The sequence below is a fragment of the Pseudomonas sp. NBB genome (assembly GCF_032701105.1).
In the GTDB taxonomy this organism is placed as follows: Bacteria; Pseudomonadota; Gammaproteobacteria; order Pseudomonadales; family Pseudomonadaceae; genus Aquipseudomonas; species Aquipseudomonas asiatica.
The window spans coordinates 4,528,978-4,545,848 of the sequence record NZ_CP103994.1 but is presented as its reverse complement, the minus strand read 5'-3'; the positions used below and the strand labels follow the sequence as shown (position 1 = coordinate 4,545,848).

13 protein-coding genes and 2 tRNA genes are annotated in these 16,871 nt (G+C 62.4%); 6 read left to right on the top strand and 9 right to left on the bottom strand.

What is annotated here, in order from left to right; all coding sequences use genetic code 11:
* Window positions 1-56: 56 nt before the first annotated feature.
* Window positions 57-1,388 (bottom strand): 30S ribosomal protein S12 methylthiotransferase RimO, encoded by a 1,332-nt coding sequence (rimO, locus tag NY023_RS21085; protein ID WP_013973825.1) that lies wholly within the window; start codon window positions 1,386-1,388, stop codon window positions 57-59.
* 235 nt (window positions 1,389-1,623) lie between these two features.
* On the opposite strand from rimO, the gene NY023_RS21080 reads away from it, so the two are divergent.
* The gene (locus NY023_RS21080; RefSeq protein ID WP_023661805.1) at window positions 1,624-3,534 is read left to right on the top strand and encodes a potassium transporter Kup; all 1,911 of its coding nucleotides are present in this window, start codon (window positions 1,624-1,626) and stop codon (window positions 3,532-3,534) included.
* A gap of 112 nt (window positions 3,535-3,646) precedes the next feature.
* Here the strand turns inward: NY023_RS21080 and NY023_RS21075 are convergent, their stop codons facing one another.
* The 4 genes from NY023_RS21075 to NY023_RS21060 all read right to left on the bottom strand — a co-directional run bounded on the left by NY023_RS21075 (window position 3,647) and on the right by NY023_RS21060 (window position 8,127).
* Window positions 3,647-4,939 (bottom strand): virulence factor family protein, encoded by a 1,293-nt coding sequence (locus tag NY023_RS21075; protein ID WP_013973823.1) that lies wholly within the window; start codon window positions 4,937-4,939, stop codon window positions 3,647-3,649.
* Complete coding sequence (gene mprF / locus NY023_RS21070; protein ID WP_024087592.1) at window positions 4,939-7,581, bottom strand: bifunctional lysylphosphatidylglycerol flippase/synthetase MprF; 2,643 nt, start codon at window positions 7,579-7,581, stop codon at window positions 4,939-4,941. Before mprF ends, NY023_RS21075 begins: the two co-directional genes overlap by 1 nt.
* 258 nt (window positions 7,582-7,839) lie before the next feature.
* Window positions 7,840-7,916: transfer RNA gene (locus NY023_RS21065), tRNA-Met, on the bottom strand.
* A 134-nt stretch (window positions 7,917-8,050) separates the two neighbouring features.
* Window positions 8,051-8,127: transfer RNA gene (locus NY023_RS21060), tRNA-Met, on the bottom strand.
* Between the two features lie 219 nt (window positions 8,128-8,346).
* Between NY023_RS21060 and dinB the strand changes: the two genes are divergently transcribed.
* The gene (dinB, locus tag NY023_RS21055; RefSeq protein ID WP_162097116.1) at window positions 8,347-9,405 is read left to right on the top strand and encodes a DNA polymerase IV; all 1,059 of its coding nucleotides are present in this window, start codon (window positions 8,347-8,349) and stop codon (window positions 9,403-9,405) included.
* A gap of 26 nt (window positions 9,406-9,431) precedes the next feature.
* Here the strand turns inward: dinB and NY023_RS21050 are convergent, their stop codons facing one another.
* The 3 genes from NY023_RS21050 to NY023_RS21040 form a co-directional block, all read right to left on the bottom strand.
* The gene (locus tag NY023_RS21050; protein WP_023661807.1) at window positions 9,432-10,385 is read right to left on the bottom strand and encodes a hypothetical protein; all 954 of its coding nucleotides are present in this window, start codon (window positions 10,383-10,385) and stop codon (window positions 9,432-9,434) included.
* Window positions 10,386-10,405: 20 nt separating this feature from the next.
* The gene (locus NY023_RS21045; RefSeq protein ID WP_013973819.1) at window positions 10,406-12,121 is read right to left on the bottom strand and encodes a proline--tRNA ligase; all 1,716 of its coding nucleotides are present in this window, start codon (window positions 12,119-12,121) and stop codon (window positions 10,406-10,408) included.
* 159 nt (window positions 12,122-12,280) lie between these two features.
* Window positions 12,281-13,549, bottom strand: a complete 1,269-nt coding sequence (locus NY023_RS21040; RefSeq protein WP_013973818.1) for an OprD family porin — start codon at window positions 13,547-13,549, stop codon at window positions 12,281-12,283.
* 689 nt (window positions 13,550-14,238) lie between these two features.
* On the opposite strand from NY023_RS21040, the gene NY023_RS21035 reads away from it, so the two are divergent.
* Together NY023_RS21035 and NY023_RS21030 are read left to right on the top strand one after the other, a co-directional pair.
* Window positions 14,239-14,658, top strand: a complete 420-nt coding sequence (locus NY023_RS21035) for an HIT family protein (RefSeq protein WP_013973817.1) — start codon at window positions 14,239-14,241, stop codon at window positions 14,656-14,658.
* A gap of 1 nt (window position 14,659) precedes the next feature.
* Window positions 14,660-14,866: a SlyX family protein gene (locus tag NY023_RS21030; RefSeq protein ID WP_023661808.1), complete on the top strand. Its 207-nt coding sequence runs from the start codon at window positions 14,660-14,662 to the stop codon at window positions 14,864-14,866.
* A 63-nt stretch (window positions 14,867-14,929) separates the two neighbouring features.
* On the opposite strand, the gene NY023_RS21025 is transcribed toward NY023_RS21030, so the two are convergent.
* Entirely contained in the window at window positions 14,930-15,523 is a 594-nt protein-coding gene (locus NY023_RS21025) for a cold-shock protein (RefSeq protein ID WP_013973815.1), read from the bottom strand.
* A 280-nt stretch (window positions 15,524-15,803) separates the two neighbouring features.
* On the opposite strand from NY023_RS21025, the gene NY023_RS21020 reads away from it, so the two are divergent.
* Window positions 15,804-16,277: a Dps family protein gene (locus tag NY023_RS21020; protein ID WP_013973814.1), complete on the top strand. Its 474-nt coding sequence runs from the start codon at window positions 15,804-15,806 to the stop codon at window positions 16,275-16,277.
* Window positions 16,278-16,515: 238 nt separating this feature from the next.
* Entirely contained in the window at window positions 16,516-16,845 is a 330-nt protein-coding gene (locus NY023_RS21015; protein WP_024087590.1) for a ribbon-helix-helix domain-containing protein, read from the top strand.
* The last annotated feature ends 26 nt before the right edge of the window (window positions 16,846-16,871 follow it).

Below are 16,871 nucleotides of genomic sequence, written 5' to 3'. Positions count from 1 at the left end.
CCCGGGAGTTCCTTGTGGGGAATGGCGGGGCAGGGGCTTTTCAGTTTGCTGCTGCGTTAGATGGGTTCAGCCCACATGTCGTATTCGTCGGCATCCACCACGCGGCAACGTACCTTGTCACCCGGCTTGAAGCCGTGGTCGCCATCGATGAACACGCTGCCGTCGATTTCCGGGGCATCGAAGAAGCTGCGGCCAACCGAACCTTGCTCTTCCACTTCATCGATCAGCACGTCGATTTCCTTGCCGATGCGCAGTTGCAGGCGGGCGGCGCTGATGGCCTGCTGGTGGGCCATGAAGCGGTCCCAGCGGTCCTGCTTGACGTCGTCCGGCACTTCTTCCAGGCCCAGGTCGTTGGCCGGGGCGCCTTCTACCGGCGAGTACTGGAAGCAGCCCACGCGGTCCAGCTGGGCTTCGGTCAACCAGTCCAGCAGGTACTGGAAGTCTTCCTCGGTCTCGCCCGGGAAGCCGACGATGAAGGTGGAGCGAATCACCAGCTCCGGGCACTGCTCGCGCCAGTTCTTGATACGTGCCAGGGTGCGGTCTTCGAAGGCCGGGCGCTTCATGGCCTTGAGCACTTTCGGGCTGGCGTGCTGGAACGGGATATCCAGGTACGGCAGGATCTTGCCGGCGGCCATCAGCGGGATCACGTCGTCGACGTTCGGGTACGGGTACACGTAGTGCAGACGTACCCAGGCACCCAGGCTGCTCAGGGCTTCGCACAGCTCGAGCATGCGGGTCTTGACCGGGCGGCCGTTCCAGAAGTCGGTCTTGTACTTGACGTCGACGCCGTAGGCGCTGGTGTCCTGGGAAATCACCAGGATCTCCTTGACCCCGGCCTTGACCAGGCGCTCGGCCTCGCTCAGCACTTCGCCGACCGGGCGGCTGACCAGTTTGCCGCGCATCGACGGGATGATGCAGAAACTGCAGCTGTGGTTGCAGCCTTCGGAAATCTTCAGGTACGCATAATGGCGCGGGGTCAGCTTGACGCCCTGCGGCGGCACCAGGTCGATCAGCGGGTTGTGGTCCTGGCGTGGTGGCACCACTTCGTGCACGGCGTTGACCACCTGCTCGTACTGCTGCGGGCCGGTGACCGACAGCACGCTCGGGTGTACGTCGCGGATGCTGCCTTCCTCGACACCCATGCAGCCGGTGACGATGACCTTGCCGTTTTCCTTGATCGCTTCGCCGATCACTTCCAACGACTCGGCCTTGGCGCTGTCGATGAAGCCGCAGGTGTTGACCACCACTACGTCGGCGTCCTCGTAGGTGGGCACGACTTCATAGCCTTCCATGCGCAACTGGGTCAGGATGCGCTCGGAATCGACCAGGGCTTTTGGGCAACCCAGGCTTACGAAACCTACCTTGGGGGTGGCGGGCGTGGTGGACATGACTAACCTCGGTATTGAATGCAGGTCGCCCGGCCGGAATCGGGGGCGATCTTGACGGGCGCTTTTGGCGCCTCTGATCAAAAAGTGCGCAATTCTAGCGAGCGCAGGGTCGCTTGACCAGCAGAAATGCGACGAACGCTGCGCTATGCTTCGCGCCATTGCGCCGGGAGTATCAGTATCACCTGGCGCATCGGGAATTCTACTGGCCTTGCAAGGCCGTCTGCGGGAGTGGTCGATGGTTCAGGCAAGCAGTCACGCCGAGGGCGGGCACGAGGGGAAGCAGGGTGCGACGCGGTCGTTGAGCCTGCTCGTGGCGGCGGTCGGGGTGGTTTATGGCGATATCGGCACCAGCCCGTTGTATACCCTCAAGGAGGTCTTCAGCGGCGGGTACGGAGTGCCGGTCAACCATGACGGCGTGCTGGGGATCCTGTCGCTGATCCTGTGGTCGCTGCTATGGGTAGTGTCGTTCAAGTACGTGATGTTCATCCTGCGCGCCGACAACCAGGGCGAGGGCGGCACCATGGCGCTGACCGCGCTGGCGCGGCGGGCCACGTCGGCCTACCCGAGGTTGCGTACGTTGATGGTGGTGTGCGGGTTGATCGGCGCTTCGCTGTTCTATGGCGACAGCATGATCACGCCGGCGGTGTCGGTGCTGTCGGCGGTGGAAGGCATGGGCCTGGCGTTTGATGGTATCGATCACTGGGTTGTACCGATTTCGCTGGTGATCCTGGTGGCGCTGTTCCTGGTGCAGAAGCACGGCACCGAGAAGATCGGCAAGCTGTTCGGCCCGATCATGGTCACCTGGTTCCTGGCGCTGGGCTCGCTGGGCGTGTACGGCATATCGCAGAGCCCGGAAGTGCTCAAGGCTTTCAACCCGGCCTGGGCGGTCAACTTCTTCGTGGTTCACCCCGGCATGGGCGTTGCCATTCTAGGCGCGGTGGTCCTGGCGCTGACCGGTGCCGAGGCGCTGTACGCCGACATGGGCCACTTTGGCCGCAAGCCGATCGCTCGGGCCTGGTTTGCCCTGGTGCTGCCGGCGCTGGTGCTCAACTACTTTGGCCAAGGCGCGTTGCTGCTGCAGGAGCCGGATGCAGCACGTAACCCGTTCTACCTGCTGGCGCCGGGCTGGGCACTGCTGCCGATGGTCGGCCTGGCTACCATGGCCACGGTGATCGCTTCGCAGGCGGTAATCTCGGGGGCGTTCTCCCTGACCCGCCAGGCCATCCAGCTGGGCTACATCCCACGCATGCAGATCCAGCACACTTCCAGCGATGAACAAGGGCAGATCTATATCGGTGCGATCAACTGGACACTGATGGTCGGCGTGGTACTGCTGGTGCTCGGTTTCGAGTCATCCGGTGCCCTGGCGGCGGCATACGGCGTGGCTGTGACTGGTACCATGCTGATGACCACCATCCTGGTTGCGGCGGTGATGCTGCTGCTATGGAAGTGGCCGCCGGTGCTGGCGGTGCCGATCCTGATGGGTTTCCTGTTGGTGGATGGGCTGTTCTTTGCCGCCAACGTGCCGAAGATCATCCAGGGCGGGGCCTTCCCGGTCCTGGCCGGCGCTGTGCTGTTCCTGTTGATGAGCACCTGGAAGCGCGGCAAGCAGATCCTGATGGAGCGCATCGACGAAGGCGCGCTGCCGCTGCAGCTGTTCATCAGCAGTATCCGCATTCAGCCTCCGCACCGGGTCGAAGGCACGGCGGTGTTCCTCACGGCACGCTCCGATGCGGTGCCCCATGCGCTGTTGCACAACATGCTGCATAACCAGGTGCTGCACAGCCAGGTGGTGCTGTTGACGGTGGTCAGCGAGGACCGGCCACGCGTGCCGGAACAGGAGCGCTTTGAAGTGGAGGCTTATGGCGATGGGTTCTTCCGCGTGTTGCTGCACTTCGGCTTCATGGACGAACCGGACGTGCCGGCGGCGTTGAAGCTGTGCCACCTGGAAGACCTGGACTTCAGCCCGATGCGCACCACCTTCTTCCTCAGCCGCGAGACCGTGATCGCCTCACGGCTGGAGGGGATGTCGCGCTGGCGGGGCAACCTGTTCGCGTTCCTGCTGAAGAATGCCAACGGCAACTTGCGCTTCTTCAACCTGCCGCTGAACCGGGTGATCGAGCTGGGGACCCAGGTCGAGATCTGAAGGGCAACACAGATTTCAAGGCAGTACCCGCTCCCACAGGGAGCGCATAGCTTTCAAAGCTTGCGCTGTACCTGTGGGAGCGGGTTTACCCGCGAATGGGCCGCAAGCCTTATCAGTTCTGCTCAGCCACACTCGACTTGCCCTGGCGCGTCTCGATCTCACCGATCAGGCGCTTGGCCAGTGCCGGGTAGTTTTCGTCAAAGTGATGCCCCCCTGGCAGCTTCAGGCGTTCACCCACCGCAGTCTTGTCGGTGCAACCGCTCTCGTCGGTTTCTTCCACGCCATACACACACACCACCTTGGACGCCGGCAGTTTGGCCATTTCCGGCCCGGTTGGCGCTTCCTGGCCTTCCTTGCCCAGCCAGCCCTCGACTTCGATCTCGAAGCTGCCGCTGCGGGCAAATGCCAGCAGCATCACCGCGTCGATACGCTGCTGGTCCTCGGCCGGCAGGCGGTTGTAGATCGCCGGCAGGACGTCGGCACCGAACGAATAGCCGGTCAGCACGAAGCGCTTGGTGCCCCACTTCTGTCTGTAGTGCTGCATCAGCTCGGACAGGTCGGCGGCGCTTTGTTCCGGGGTCTTGTGTTGCCAGTAGTAGCGCAGCGTGTCGATGCCGACCACCGGGTAACCAAGCTTGGCCATTTCCCCGGCCACGTCGCGGTCCAGGTCTCGCCAGCCGCCATCACCGGAAAGGAACAGGGTGACCGTGTCGGTGGTCTGCCCGGCTGGCACCTCGACTACCGGAATGGCCAGGGCATTGCCGTCGTGGCCGACCAGGGCCTGGGTCAGTTGGGCCTTGAGCACTTGTGGCAGGTGGATGTCGTAGTCACTGATGCTGGTTTCGGCATTGGCCTGGTCGCGCACGAAGGCGGCGCTGGCGTCATCCGGGTTGTCGTTCCAGGCGACGTTCCAGTGGCCGTGGGCGGCCGACTTCGGCAGCGCTGTCTGGCAGCCCGGCTGTTCCAGGCTGAAGCCCACGGAAATCGCCCGCGCCTTGTCGTTGTTCTGGCTGGCCAGCCAGCGCCAGGCCTGGGCGGCGCCAGGGCCGATACCGGCAACCAGGGTCGGCTTCTCCGGTAACTGGCCCAAGGCCTGGTCCAGGGCCTGTTGTTGTTTGCTGCAGTCATTGGGCGGCAGGATCACCTGCACCACTTGCGCTTCGCCAGCCTGAGCCAGGTCCAGCAGCTGCCTGTCGGTCAGCGCCTGGTCCTGGGGTACGCCGATGGCCACCCGGGCCTTGGGGTGCACGGCTGGGGTCACACGGGTAATGTGGGTGTCATTGATGCTCAGTTGTTCCAGGCGTGCCTCGGGAGCCGGGCGCGTCCATAGCCAGAACGCCAGCGCGCCTCCCAGGGCGGCCAACAGCAGGGGAACCAGCAGGTACAGCCAAAAGCGTCGGATCATCAACGTTTCACCAATCCAGTCAGGCCGCCTGCGATCAGGGCGGCGGTGTCAGCCAGTGCCACCAGCGGGTCGAGCCCGGCCGGCACGGCCATGTAACGGGGTTCCCAGTCCGGTTGGAACTTGTCCTTGAAGCGTCGAAGCCCCTGGAAGTTGTACAACTGCTCGCCACGGCGGAACACCATCGAGCCCAGGCGCTGGGTCAAGGGCGCGCCACGCCGCGGCTGCAGACCGGAAAGCGGCACCATGCCCAGGCTGAAGCGGGCGTAGTCATGGCTTTTGTAGTGCAAGATCAGGCCGATCATCATGAATTCCATGGTCAGCTTCGGGGCCTCGGGGTGCGCACGCATCAGGTCAAGGCTGGCCAGTTCCTTGCCATGGGTTTCCAGCAGGTTGGCGAAAGCCACCGGGCGGCCCTGGAAGCGGATCAGGGCAATGCGAAAATGCTGCAGGTATTCAGGGCTGAAGCGCCCCAGCGAGAAGCCTTTCTCGCGCACGTTCTTGCCGCCAAGCCAGGCGTCGGAAATTTCCTTCAGCTCTGCCAGCGGGGCATGACCGGGTTCGTGGATTTCCAGGCTCAGGCCGTCACGGCCGCCACGGTTCCAGGTGTAGCGTAGGTCCTTCATTTCCTTGCCCTTGGCTTCGAGATCGAAACGGCGCAAGTCGACCCGGGCTTCTTCACCCAGCTTCAGCGCGGTCAGGCCGATGTCCATGTAGAACGGCAGGTTCTCGGCGCGCACCTGATAGAACACCGGGCGGGCATGGTGCAGGTCGCACAGGTCGCGGAACTGCCAGATCATCTCGGCGCGCTCCTGGGCCGGGCCGATCGGGTCGTACAGGGCCACCAAGCTGCGACCGCGACGGGCGTACATGAGGAAGGCGTTGTTGCCAGGGTGGAACAGCAGCGCCTTGTCACCGGTCAGCGCCAGGCCGCCATCTGGCTGGTCGGATGCCAGCAGAATGCGGTTGGCACGCAGCAGCTCTTCTTCGTCTGGCAAGTGGATCACCGGCGGTGCGGTACGCAGCAGCCAAGTCAGGGCCACGGCCGCCAGCAGCAAGGCGCTGCCCATGGCGGCGCGCAGGCCACGCGGGGCATCGGCATCGAGGGTGAACTGCCACCACAACTGATGGCTGTAGGGAACATCCTGATAGGCGAACAGCAACAACCAAACCGATGCGCCGACCACACAGGCGCTGGCTACCAGAAACACCGGCGAGAATGGCAATTCGAGCAGGCGGCTGGGGCGGTAGAAGGAACGGCGGAACAGGGCGAGCAGGGCGGCAGTCAGGGTCAGCAAGCAGGCCTCTTCCCAATCGAAGCCCTTGAGCAGCGACAGCAGGGCACCGACCAACAACAGCACGGTGGTCAGTAGCCAGGCGGCGGACAGGCGCCGGCGCAGGCCTTGTGCCAGAAGCAGGCACAGCACGCCGATCAGGCTGGCGCCAAAATGCGAAGCATCGATCAGGCGGTGCGGAACCAGGAAACCCATGTGCTCCAGGCGGGTGTCGATTTCGGGCGTGGCACCGGAGAACAGCAGCACCACCCCGGACAGGAATACCAGGATCGAAAGGATCGGTGCCGCCAGCCCGGAAGCGGCCTTGATAGCCTGTTGCGCGAACAGCAGGCGCCGGGCCTCGTTGGCCAGTAGCAGCGCGCAGGCCAGCAGCAGCGGCAGCACCACGTAGATCAGCCGATACAGCAGCAGTGCCGCTGCCAGCGGCGCCGCGCCAAGTTGGTCGGCAAAAGCCGCCAGTAGTATGGCTTCGAATACCCCGACGCCGCCCGGTACGTGGCTGAGCACACCTGCGGCCAAGGCCAGCAGGTACACCAGGATAAAGGCACCGAATGGCGGTGCTTCGGGCAGTAGCAGATACAGCACGGTGGCGGCAGCGGCGACATCCAGTGCGGTGATCAGCAATTGCAGGGCCGCCAGGCGTGCGCCGGGCAGGCGCAGCGTGCGGCGGCCCAGTTGTACCAGCAGGTTGTTGGCCAATGGTTGTTCAGCCAGACGCCGGCGGTATAGACCGAAAACCAGCACGCTGCACACCAGCAGCACGGCTGTGGCGATACCTGCCAGCAAGCCAGGCGCCAAACCCAGTGCGGCCGAGGCCGCCGGCAGGTCGCTCAAGGTCGCCAAGGCGGCCAGAGGCGGTAGCGCGCAGCCCAGTGACAGGCTGGCAAAAACGGTCATCCGTGCAACTTCACCTGCGCCAACCCCTTGGCGTGCATACAGGCGATAGCGCACCGAACCGCCCGAAAGCATCGACAGGCCGATGGCGTTACCTATGGCAAAGGCGCTGAAGCCGCCCAGCACCAGGCTGCTCGCGGGCAGTTTCACGCCGGCATAGCGGCTGGCCGACCACTCGTAACCGAGCAGGATCACGAAACCGAGCACGGTTGCCAGCAAGGCGCCAAGTAAAGACTGGGTCGGCACGCTGAGCATGGCATCGTGCAAGGCATAGATGTCCAACTCGCTCAACAGGTGGCGACAGGCGACCAAGGCCATGGTGAACAACACCAGGGTCACTACCAGGCCGATGGGCTGGCGGTAACGGCTCATGCGTTCCAGCAAGGGCAGACGTTGTACGGCGCCAGGCAGCTTTGTGGCAAGCGGCACCGGGGATTCGGGATTGTGGGAAGTCATGGATTTCCCCGGGCGTGCAGCGCGAGGTGAGGGAAAGGTATGGCCAAGTGAAAGTCCCTTAGAAAAACGTATCCAATGTTACTCCGGCCTCGAGCGTTTTCAGCGGTCTGGCAGGGTTAAAGATAGTTCATCCTGGGCACGACCTCTCAAGCCTGCGGGTTGGCTGTAGGACGGGAAAATTTGGGGGCGAAAAGCAGGAGGGGAGAAGCAACAAACCCCGCGCTGCTGTTACACAGGCGGGGTTTGTTCTGACGAATATGGTTGCGGGAGCCGGATTTGAACCGACGACCTTCGGGTTATGAGCCCGACGAGCTACCAGGCTGCTCCATCCCGCGTCAGTGGTGCGCATTCTACAGTTTCCAGAAAGGGTGTCAAGCGCTAGTCGTTGATTTTTTTGAAATTTCTATCAGCGCATAATTTGACGCAAAAGAAAAAGGCCACTGTGTTAACAGTGGCCTTTTCTCGAATCTGGTTGCGGGAGCCGGATTTGAACCGACGACCTTCGGGTTATGAGCCCGACGAGCTACCAGGCTGCTCCATCCCGCGCCTGTGAGATCGAATTCTACGGATTTACCCGCGGGTGTCAAGCTTTTTTCTGAAAAAACCTTTCTTGTTCAAACTCTTAGCGCCTGTATATGGCTCGCAGCTCAGGCGCGACGGGGCTTTCAGGCCGATTATCGAGCAATGTTGCGCACAGGCTGCATACCCGAGGGCGCATGCGATACTATCTGTATGAATTTACAGTGCTGACGGTCATCCATGTCCTTGCGCAAGATCATCCACGTCGACTGCGATTGCTTCTATGCCGCGATCGAAATGCGTGACGACCCGCGCCTGGCCGGGCGGCCCATGGCGGTGGGGGGCTCGACCGACCGCCGTGGGGTGATCGCCACCTGCAACTATGAAGCGCGCGCCTACGGCGTGCGTTCGGCCATGTCGTCGCGGCACGCGCTGAAGCTGTGCCCGGACCTGCTGATCGTCAAGCCGCGCTTCGAGGCCTACCGTGAAGCCTCGCGGGAAATCCACACGATCTTCCGTGACTACACCGAGCTGATCGAGCCGCTGTCGCTGGACGAGGCCTACCTGGATGTAAGTGACAGCCAGTGGTACTCGGGCAGCGCCACGCGCATTGCCGAGGATATCCGCCGCCGTGTCGCCCGCACCCTGCATATCACTGTCTCGGCCGGTGTGGCGCCAAACAAGTTCCTGGCCAAGATCGCCAGTGACTGGCGCAAGCCCAATGGCCTGTTCGTGATTACCCCGGGCGAAGTGGAGGCATTCGTCGCCGCCCTGCCGGTGGCTAGGTTGCACGGGGTGGGCAAGGTAACGGCAGACAAGCTGGCGCGGTTGGGTATCGAAACCTGCCTGGAGCTGCGCGAATGGTCGCGTCTGGCGCTGGTGCGCGAGTTCGGCAGCTTTGGCGAGCGTTTGTGGGGGCTGGCACGGGGTGTCGATGAGCGTGCCGTGCACAATGACAGTCGCCGGCAGTCGGTCAGCGTGGAAAACACCTACGACACCGACCTGCCGGACCTGGCCAGTTGCCTGGCACGGCTGCCCGAACTTCTGGAGAGCCTGAACGAGCGTATCGCCCGCATGGACAGCAGTTACCGGCCGGAAAAACCCTTCGTCAAGGTCAAGTTCCATGACTTCAGCCAGACCACCATGGAGCAGGCGGGGGCAGGCAGGGACCTGGAGAGTTATCGCCAATTGCTGGGGCAGGCGTTTGCCCGTGGTGGCAAGCCGGTGCGCTTGCTGGGGGTAGGCGTGAGGTTGCGCGACTTGCGCGGGGCGCATGAGCAGTTGGAGCTGTTCCCGCCGAAATGAAGGGGCTGCATGGCAGCCCCAACGTGTTACTGCGCGCCCGGGTCGGCCACCAACCGGCCAGTGGCCTTGGTCAGCGACTGCAGAAACTCCTGCTGCAACTCCGGATCGTTGCGGGTCAGTTCGATCAGGCTCTGTTCCATTTCACTGGCTTCTTCTTCCAGGCCGAGTTCGGACAAGCGCTTGACCCGGTGAACCCATTGGCCGACATCGTCATCTTCGAGGTCATCGAAGATCAGTTCATGGGCCTCGAGCAGTTTGTTGCGCAGGGTGGCGCTGACGAGCAGGCTGGCATCGCCACGTACCGCGTTGTCCTCGTCCAGCACCTGCAGGTGCAGGGTACCGATGTGGTTGAGGTTCTGCTCGGAGAACGGGCTGTCGAGCAGGTTCAGGCGCAGCACGCCGTTCCTGTCGGTGGTCAGCTCGTGGGTCATCTTGCCGGCCTTGACCTCGACCAGGCGTTCGCTCCAGGGCACGCTGGTAGATTCCTCGCGCTTGCCTTTCTGCACTTCGCTGATCCCGGCCAGGTTCTGCTGGGCACGGCCGTTGGACGGCACGTTCATGAACGGGTTGAGCCCGTCCACGCCGTAGCTGAGCCAGTCGTGGGTGATGCTTTCCGGGAGGTTGCCCAGGGCGAAGACATTGACCACGTTGGCACCCACGCCTGCCACCACGGCCACCGCACCCAGCGGGATCTCGTAGATCTCCCGCCAGGGCTGGTAAGGCGTATAGCGGTCATAGCTGCGGGTGACTTCGAATTCGGTGACTTCGAAGCGCTTCTGCTCATGCACGCGCACACGTCGTTGCGGAAGCTCCATCACCTTCGGCTCGCCGACATCGATCTGCAGGGTGTGCTCGAGCAGTTTGCGCTCGACGCGCTCCTCGTGGTCGCTGCGCTGGGACATCTGGTTGGCGCAGCCGCTGACGAGCAGGGCGCCGCACAGTGCGGCGCCCCCCAGGGGAAAGGTACTTCGCTTGAACATGATCACTCGTGCATTGGTTATCAGCGGCGAACGCGGGCCTGCAAGAAGGTCAGCACTTCATCGAGCGGCAACGACTGGGCGTCCTGCTCGGTGCGGTGCTTGTACTCCAGGTTGCCTTCGGCCAGGCCGCGATCGCTGACGACGATGCGGTGCGGGATGCCGATCAGCTCCATGTCGGCAAACTTGATGCCTGGGCTGGTCTTCTTGTCACGGTCGTCCAGCAGCACTTCGTAGCCGGCAGCGGTCAGCTCGGCATACAGCTTGTCGGTCGCCTCGCGAACCACCTCGGTTTCGTAGCGCAGCGGTACCAGAGCGATCTGGAACGGGGCCAGGGCGTCGTTCCAGATGATGCCCTTTTCGTCGTAGCTCTGCTCGATGGCAGCTGCGACCACGCGGGACACACCGATGCCGTAGCAGCCCATGGACAGGGTTACCGGCTTGCCGTTCTCGCCCAGCACCTGGCACTTCAGCGCCTCGCTGTACTTGGTGCCGAGCTGGAAGATGTGGCCCACTTCGATGCCGCGCTTGATCACCAGGGTACCCTGGCCGTCCGGGCTCGGGTCGCCTTCGACCACGTTACGCAGGTCGGCGACCTGTGGAACCGGCAGGTCGCGCTCCCAGTTCACGCCGAAGTAGTGCTTGTCGTCGATGTTGGCGCCAATGCCGAAGTCGCTCATCAGGGCAACCGAGCGGTCAATGACGATTTCCAGCGGCAGATTCAGCGGGCCGAGCGAGCCGGCGCCGGCACCAATGGCCTCGCGCAGTTCGGCGTCGGTGGCCATGACCAGCGGGTCGGCAACCTGTTCCAGCTTGGCCGCCTTGATTTCGTTGAGCTCATGGTCGCCACGCACGATCAGTGCTACCAGCTTGCCTTCTTCGGCGCCGCGCACGATCAGGGTCTTGACGGTTTTCTCGATCGGCAGGCCGAAGTTTTCCACCAGCTGGGCGATGGTCTTGGCGTTCGGCGTGTCGACCAGGCGCAGCTCCTCGGTAGGGGCGGGGCGCACGGTTTCACGCGGGATGGCCTCTGCCTTCTCGATGTTGGCGGCGTAGTCGGAGCTGTCGCTGAAGATCACGTCGTCTTCGCCGGACTCGGCCAGTACGTGGAACTCGTGCGAATAGCTGCCACCGATGGAGCCGGTGTCGGCCTGAACCGGGCGGAAGTCCAGGCCCAGGCGGGTGAACACGTTGCTATACGCCTGGTGCATGCGGTCGTAGGTTTCCTGCAGGGAAGCCTGGTCGGCATGGAACGAGTAGGCGTCCTTCATGATGAACTCGCGACCGCGCATCAGGCCGAAGCGCGGGCGGATCTCGTCACGGAACTTGGTCTGGATCTGGTACATGTTGAGCGGCAGCTGTTTATAGCTGGACAGCTCGTTGCGGGCCAGGTCGGTGATCACTTCCTCGTGGGTCGGGCCGACGCAGAAGTCGCGCTGGTGGCGATCCTTCAGGCGCAGCAGCTCGGGGCCATACTGTTCCCAGCGGCCGGATTCCTGCCACAGTTCGGCGGGCTGGATGCTGGGCATCAGCACTTCCAGGGCGCCGGCGGCGTTCATTTCCTCACGCACCACGGCCTCGACCTTGCGCATCACCCGCAAGCCCATCGGCAGCCAGGTGTACAGGCCAGAGGCCAGTTTGCGGATCATGCCGGCACGCAGCATGAGCTGATGGCTGATGACCACTGCGTCGGCAGGGGTTTCTTTCTGGGTGGCGAGCAAATATTGACTGGTGCGCATGGTGAGCCGTGTCGATTGCCTAAGACATTGAAATGACCCGCATTGTACGGGGGCGAAACGAAGGCGTACAGGATGCCCCAGGGCGTGACGCTTGTCAGCCAAGAAAAAGCCCGGCGTGATCGCCGGGCTTTTTCAAGTGCGGGGCACTGCAAGCCAGGCTTACAGGATGCTCAGCGGGTACTCCACGATCAGGCGCAGTTCGTCGATCGATGGGGAATCGTAGTAGACGCCATCGGAAGAGCGATAGGTGGCTTGACGCACGCGGAAGCTCAGGTCTTTTGCCGGGCCGCTTTGCAGCACGTACTTGATGTCGACGTCGCGTTCCCATTCCTTGCCGTTGCTGGTGCCGGCGACGTTGGCGTCGGTACCGCGTACATAACGGGTCATGAAGGTCAGGCCCGGGATGCCGTATTCGGCGAAGTTCAGGTCGTAGCGAGCCTGCCAGGACTTCTCGTCTTCGGCGTTGAAGTCGGAACGGGCCACGGAGTTGGCCAGGAAGATGGTGCCGCCACCGTCGATGCCATAGCCGTAGTCGCCGTCGCCGGTGACTTTCTGGTAGGCCAGGGTGAAGGTGTGAGCGCCAATGTTGTAGGCGCCCGACAGGCTGAACGCGCGGTTGTCCAGCTTGTCGCCATCGAATGCGCGGTACTCGGCCGAGCCTTCGCTCTTGGTGTCATAGATGTTGAAGTCGAACACAAGGCCTTGTTTGTCCGAGATCGGCAGCGCCCAGTTGACGTTGGCGTAGTATTTGCGCCAGTAGTCTTCAACCTTCGAGTAGTACAGGCTGGTGCTGAGGTTGTCGGTGAAGGCGTAGGTACCACCTACCACGTTGGCTTCCTTCAGGCCGAAGCTGTCGCGGTTGGTCTGCTCCTGGGCGGTCAGGCTGGTGAAATGACCAGCGTGCAGGGTCAGGCCCTCGATCTCGTTGCTGGTGATCAGGGTGCCTTGGGCAATTTCCGGCAGCAGGCGGCTGTCGTCGGTGGCGAAGACCGGCAGAGCGGTGAACTGGTCACCCACTTTCAGCACGGTGTCGGAGATGCGGAATTTAACCGCGCCGCCGGCTTTGGAGTAGTCATCCTGCGAACGGCCGTCAGAGCCGGTAGGGAACAGGCCGGTACCGGCGCGGCCCTTGCCGCTGTCCAGTTTCAGGCCGAGCATGCCGATGGCATCGACACCCACACCCACGGTGCCCTGGGTGAAGCCGGACTCGAAGGTGCCGAGGAAGCCCAAGCCGGTTTCTTCACGACGGCTCTGGGTGCCGGCTGGGTTGTTACGGAAGTCACGGCTGAAGTACAGCATGCGGGTCTTGACGTTCAGCTTGCTGTCTTCGATGAAACCTTTGGACTCGTCCTGGGAAGAGGCCAATGCCAACTGCGAGGTCCCTGCCGCAACGGCCAGGGCGATCATGCTCCACTTCATCACGCGCATCGTGATTTGCTCCTTTGGTTTTTAGGAAGAGTACCGCTGCGTCCAAGTGTTCTAGTTATATGGGGCAGCTCTTTCTTGTTATGTCGGCGAAAATGTATAGCACGCTGACTGTTCTTGGCGATATGGGTATAAGCATCCTTTTCGGAACTTTTTCACCATGTCGCTTCTAGGTAGTTCCATGTCGCAAATCACGCCCCGGTTTAAGGGCCGTCAACACCAGCGCTGCTTCTTTCACCGTAAAGAATCTGTAACTACCGATTCCGGTTGGGAAACTCCCTGGTAACCACTGTCGCTGTTGTTATTTGTCGCGTTCACCCGCCGATGCAGGTGTCGTGCCGACTTGGCGTGAAAGGAATGCAACAAGCGTGCTCAAAATTCACAACGCTTCATGAAATTTTCACAAAACCTGCTACCGGGGGTCGGAAAGTGCCGTAAACACGGGGCGGGAGGCGCCTGATGCGGTAGCACAGTCAAGAATCGTTAAAATTGAAAAGCTGTCATGAAAGTCAATGTGTTACCGCAACTTGTTCATGCAGCGTCACCCGCGGGGTGACAAGTGTGGTGCGAGGGGTATCGGTGGCCTCATTTTGGTGCGAAAAGTAGCGCTGTGTTACCGGGAACGTGCAGGGTATCCTTGCAGGCCTGTTTTCCGCGTGAAGCGGGTTGGTTCTGCCTGAAGGAGATTTGCCGTGTTCGTCCTCGATTCGCGTTTGCAGCAGGATTCGCTGGTGCTGGGGGAGTTTGCGCTGTGCCAGTTGCTGCTGAGCAAGGATGCCAACTATCCATGGTTCATACTGGTGCCCAAGCGCGCCGGCATCAGCGAGCTGTTCGAGCTCGATGCTGCGGAGCAGCAGCAGTTGTGGCAGGAAACCACCGGCCTGGCCGAAGCGCTGAAAGCCAGCTACAGCGCCGACAAGATGAACGTGGCTACCTTGGGTAATGTGGTCAGCCAGTTGCACATGCACGTGATCGTGCGCCAGCGCGACGACGCCGCCTGGCCGGCACCGGTGTGGGGCAAGTGCCCGGCGGTGGCCTACACCGACGACCAGGTGCAAGCCATTCGCCAGCGCCTGCGCGGGCTGCATCTCGCCGGTTACCAGGAGATCTGACATGTCGCTTGAATCACGAGTGGTCGAACTGGAAACCCGCCAGGCGTTTCAGGATGACACCATTCAGGCGCTGAATGATGTGGTTGTCGAGCAGGGGCGGGTGATCGAGCGGCTGCAGTTGCAGATGGCCGAGCTGATCAAACGTTACGATGAGATGGTTGGCCAGTACGGCAGCGAAGGGGAAGAGGCGCCACCGCCTCATTATTGATACCTGAACCCCTGCAGGAGCGGGCATGCCCGCTCCTGCAGGGGGTGGTTTCTGCAAGTTGGATCAGCGGCGGGTTACCGCGACCACATCCTCGGCCTGCAGGCCCTTGTCGCGGTGCATCACGGAAAACTCCACGCGCTGGCCTTCCACCAGGATGCGGTGGCCTTCGCCACGAATGGCGCGAAAGTGCACGAAGATATCATCGCCCGAGTCGCGGGAGATGAAGCCGAAGCCTTTGGATGTGTTGAACCATTTCACGGTGCCGGTATCACGACTGCCACCATCCTGCGCCGCGTGCTGGTTGGTGCGTGCCTTGCGGGGGCTGCGGGCAAAGCCCACGGCCAGGTGCACGGCCACGGCCAGCGCTGCGCAGACCAGTGCGGCCAGGTTGCCCATTTCCGGGCGGGCCAGCAGTGTCAGGGTCTGCAGCACCACAGCCACCACCAGCAGGGCGCAGGCCAGGTGCTGCAGTTGTTGCCGCGCGCCGCGGTAGTAAAGTGGCACGACGGGGGCCAGGACGAGGTTGAGCAGTCCGAGCAGGGCGAGATAGACCGCGTCGGGTTGTTGCAGGAAGGGTAACGCATCGGTTTTCAGGCTGGGCATGAGCGATAGCAGCAAGGCTGCCACGCCTGTCACCAGATGGACGATCTTGAACATGGGGTTGGCTCACAGTTGATAAGGCCGATCACAGGAAGAGCTGGCAGCACGGTGCGCATGAGGTGTAGAGCGCGAACACGCGGCAGGCCAGCCTATGCACCCGGCAAATGGCAATCCGCACGGGTGGCACCATGCCTATTTAACAGTAAAGCCGCAGGCTACTCAAACCGCTGTCCCCGAGGGGCGATGTGTTGCGCCATGTCACATGCGGCGCAGACCAAGTGTTGCTACAGTGGTCGGCACCCGCTTGGGTCTCACGCCTTATGGAAAGGGGAACTTCATGGCAATTGATATCGGTATCAGTGAAGAAGATCGCAAGTCCATCGTCGATGGGCTGTCCCGCCTGTTGTCGGATACCTACGTGTTGTATCTGAAAACCCATAACTTCCACTGGAACGTCACCGGTCCGTCGTTCCGCACTCTGCACCTGATGTTCGAAGAGCAGTACAACGAACTGGCGCTGGCGGTCGACTCGATTGCCGAGCGCATCCGCGCCCTGGGCTTCCCGGCACCGGGGTCTTATGCATTTTATGCGCGGCATTCCTCGATCAAAGAGGAGGAAGGGGTGCCGCATGCCGACGAGATGATCCGCCAGCTGGTGCAGGGCCAGGAAGCCGTGGTGCGTACCGCGCGCAGCATCTTCCCGGTGGTGGACAAGGTCAGTGACGAGCCTACCGCCGACCTGCTGACCCAGCGCATGCAGGTGCACGAGAAGACCGCCTGGATGCTGCGGGTGCTGCTCGACGGCAAGTAGATACCCAACGCTGTATCGGCCCTTGTAGGAGCGGCCTTGTGTCGCGATGGGCTGCGAAGCAGCCCCAGCAATTTGTGCAATTGCACTCAAACCCTGGGGCTGCTTCGCAGCCCATCGCGACACAAGGCCGCTCCTACAGACCCTGCGCAATTTGTGCAGGAAGATTTTGCCGCTGCTTTAAGCTCGCCCATCAGCGCTTCATAGGCCACCTGGTACCTGTGACGAGGAAGTGTGGCGCATGATGCAAGCAAGCAAACGTGTGGCTGGCCAAGGGCGTTGGCCGGGTAAACAGTGCATCGACCCGTTCAAGGCGGATTTCGACATGTTGCAGACCCAGCCCGTGTCACGCTCGGTGCGGCTCAACGGCTTTTCCACCTGCCTGCGGCTGGAGGCCGTCTACTGGGGTATCCTGGAGCGCATCGCCGCGGCCAACCGCTGCTCGGTCAGTGCGGTCCTGTCCTACGTGGACCGTGAGGTGCACCTGCGACAAGGCGGGGTGCGCAACTTCAGCGGGCTGATCCGGGTGATCTGCGTCGCCTGGCTGCTGGACCCGCCAAGTGTGCGCTGATCGCCTGGCGGGCTGCGCAGTGCTTG

Bases quoted from the DNA above. Each gene is read 5' to 3' on its own strand.
- NY023_RS21075 (WP_013973823.1), bottom strand. From the start codon at position 4,939: ATGATCCGACGCTTTTGGCTGTACCTGCTGGTTCCCCTGCTGTTGGCC.
- NY023_RS21020 (WP_013973814.1), top strand. From the start codon at position 15,804: ATGGCAATTGATATCGGTATCAGTGAAGAAGATCGCAAGTCCATCGTC.
- rimO (WP_013973825.1), bottom strand. From the start codon at position 1,388: ATGTCCACCACGCCCGCCACCCCCAAGGTAGGTTTCGTAAGCCTGGGT.
- NY023_RS21040 (WP_013973818.1), bottom strand. From the start codon at position 13,549: ATGCGCGTGATGAAGTGGAGCATGATCGCCCTGGCCGTTGCGGCAGGG.
- NY023_RS21015 (WP_024087590.1), top strand. From the start codon at position 16,516: ATGATGCAAGCAAGCAAACGTGTGGCTGGCCAAGGGCGTTGGCCGGGT.
- NY023_RS21030 (WP_023661808.1), top strand. From the start codon at position 14,660: ATGTCGCTTGAATCACGAGTGGTCGAACTGGAAACCCGCCAGGCGTTT.
- NY023_RS21025 (WP_013973815.1), bottom strand. From the start codon at position 15,523: ATGTTCAAGATCGTCCATCTGGTGACAGGCGTGGCAGCCTTGCTGCTA.
- NY023_RS21045 (WP_013973819.1), bottom strand. From the start codon at position 12,121: ATGCGCACCAGTCAATATTTGCTCGCCACCCAGAAAGAAACCCCTGCC.
- NY023_RS21080 (WP_023661805.1), top strand. From the start codon at position 1,624: ATGGTTCAGGCAAGCAGTCACGCCGAGGGCGGGCACGAGGGGAAGCAG.
- mprF (WP_024087592.1), bottom strand. From the start codon at position 7,581: ATGACTTCCCACAATCCCGAATCCCCGGTGCCGCTTGCCACAAAGCTG.
- NY023_RS21050 (WP_023661807.1), bottom strand. From the start codon at position 10,385: ATGTTCAAGCGAAGTACCTTTCCCCTGGGGGGCGCCGCACTGTGCGGC.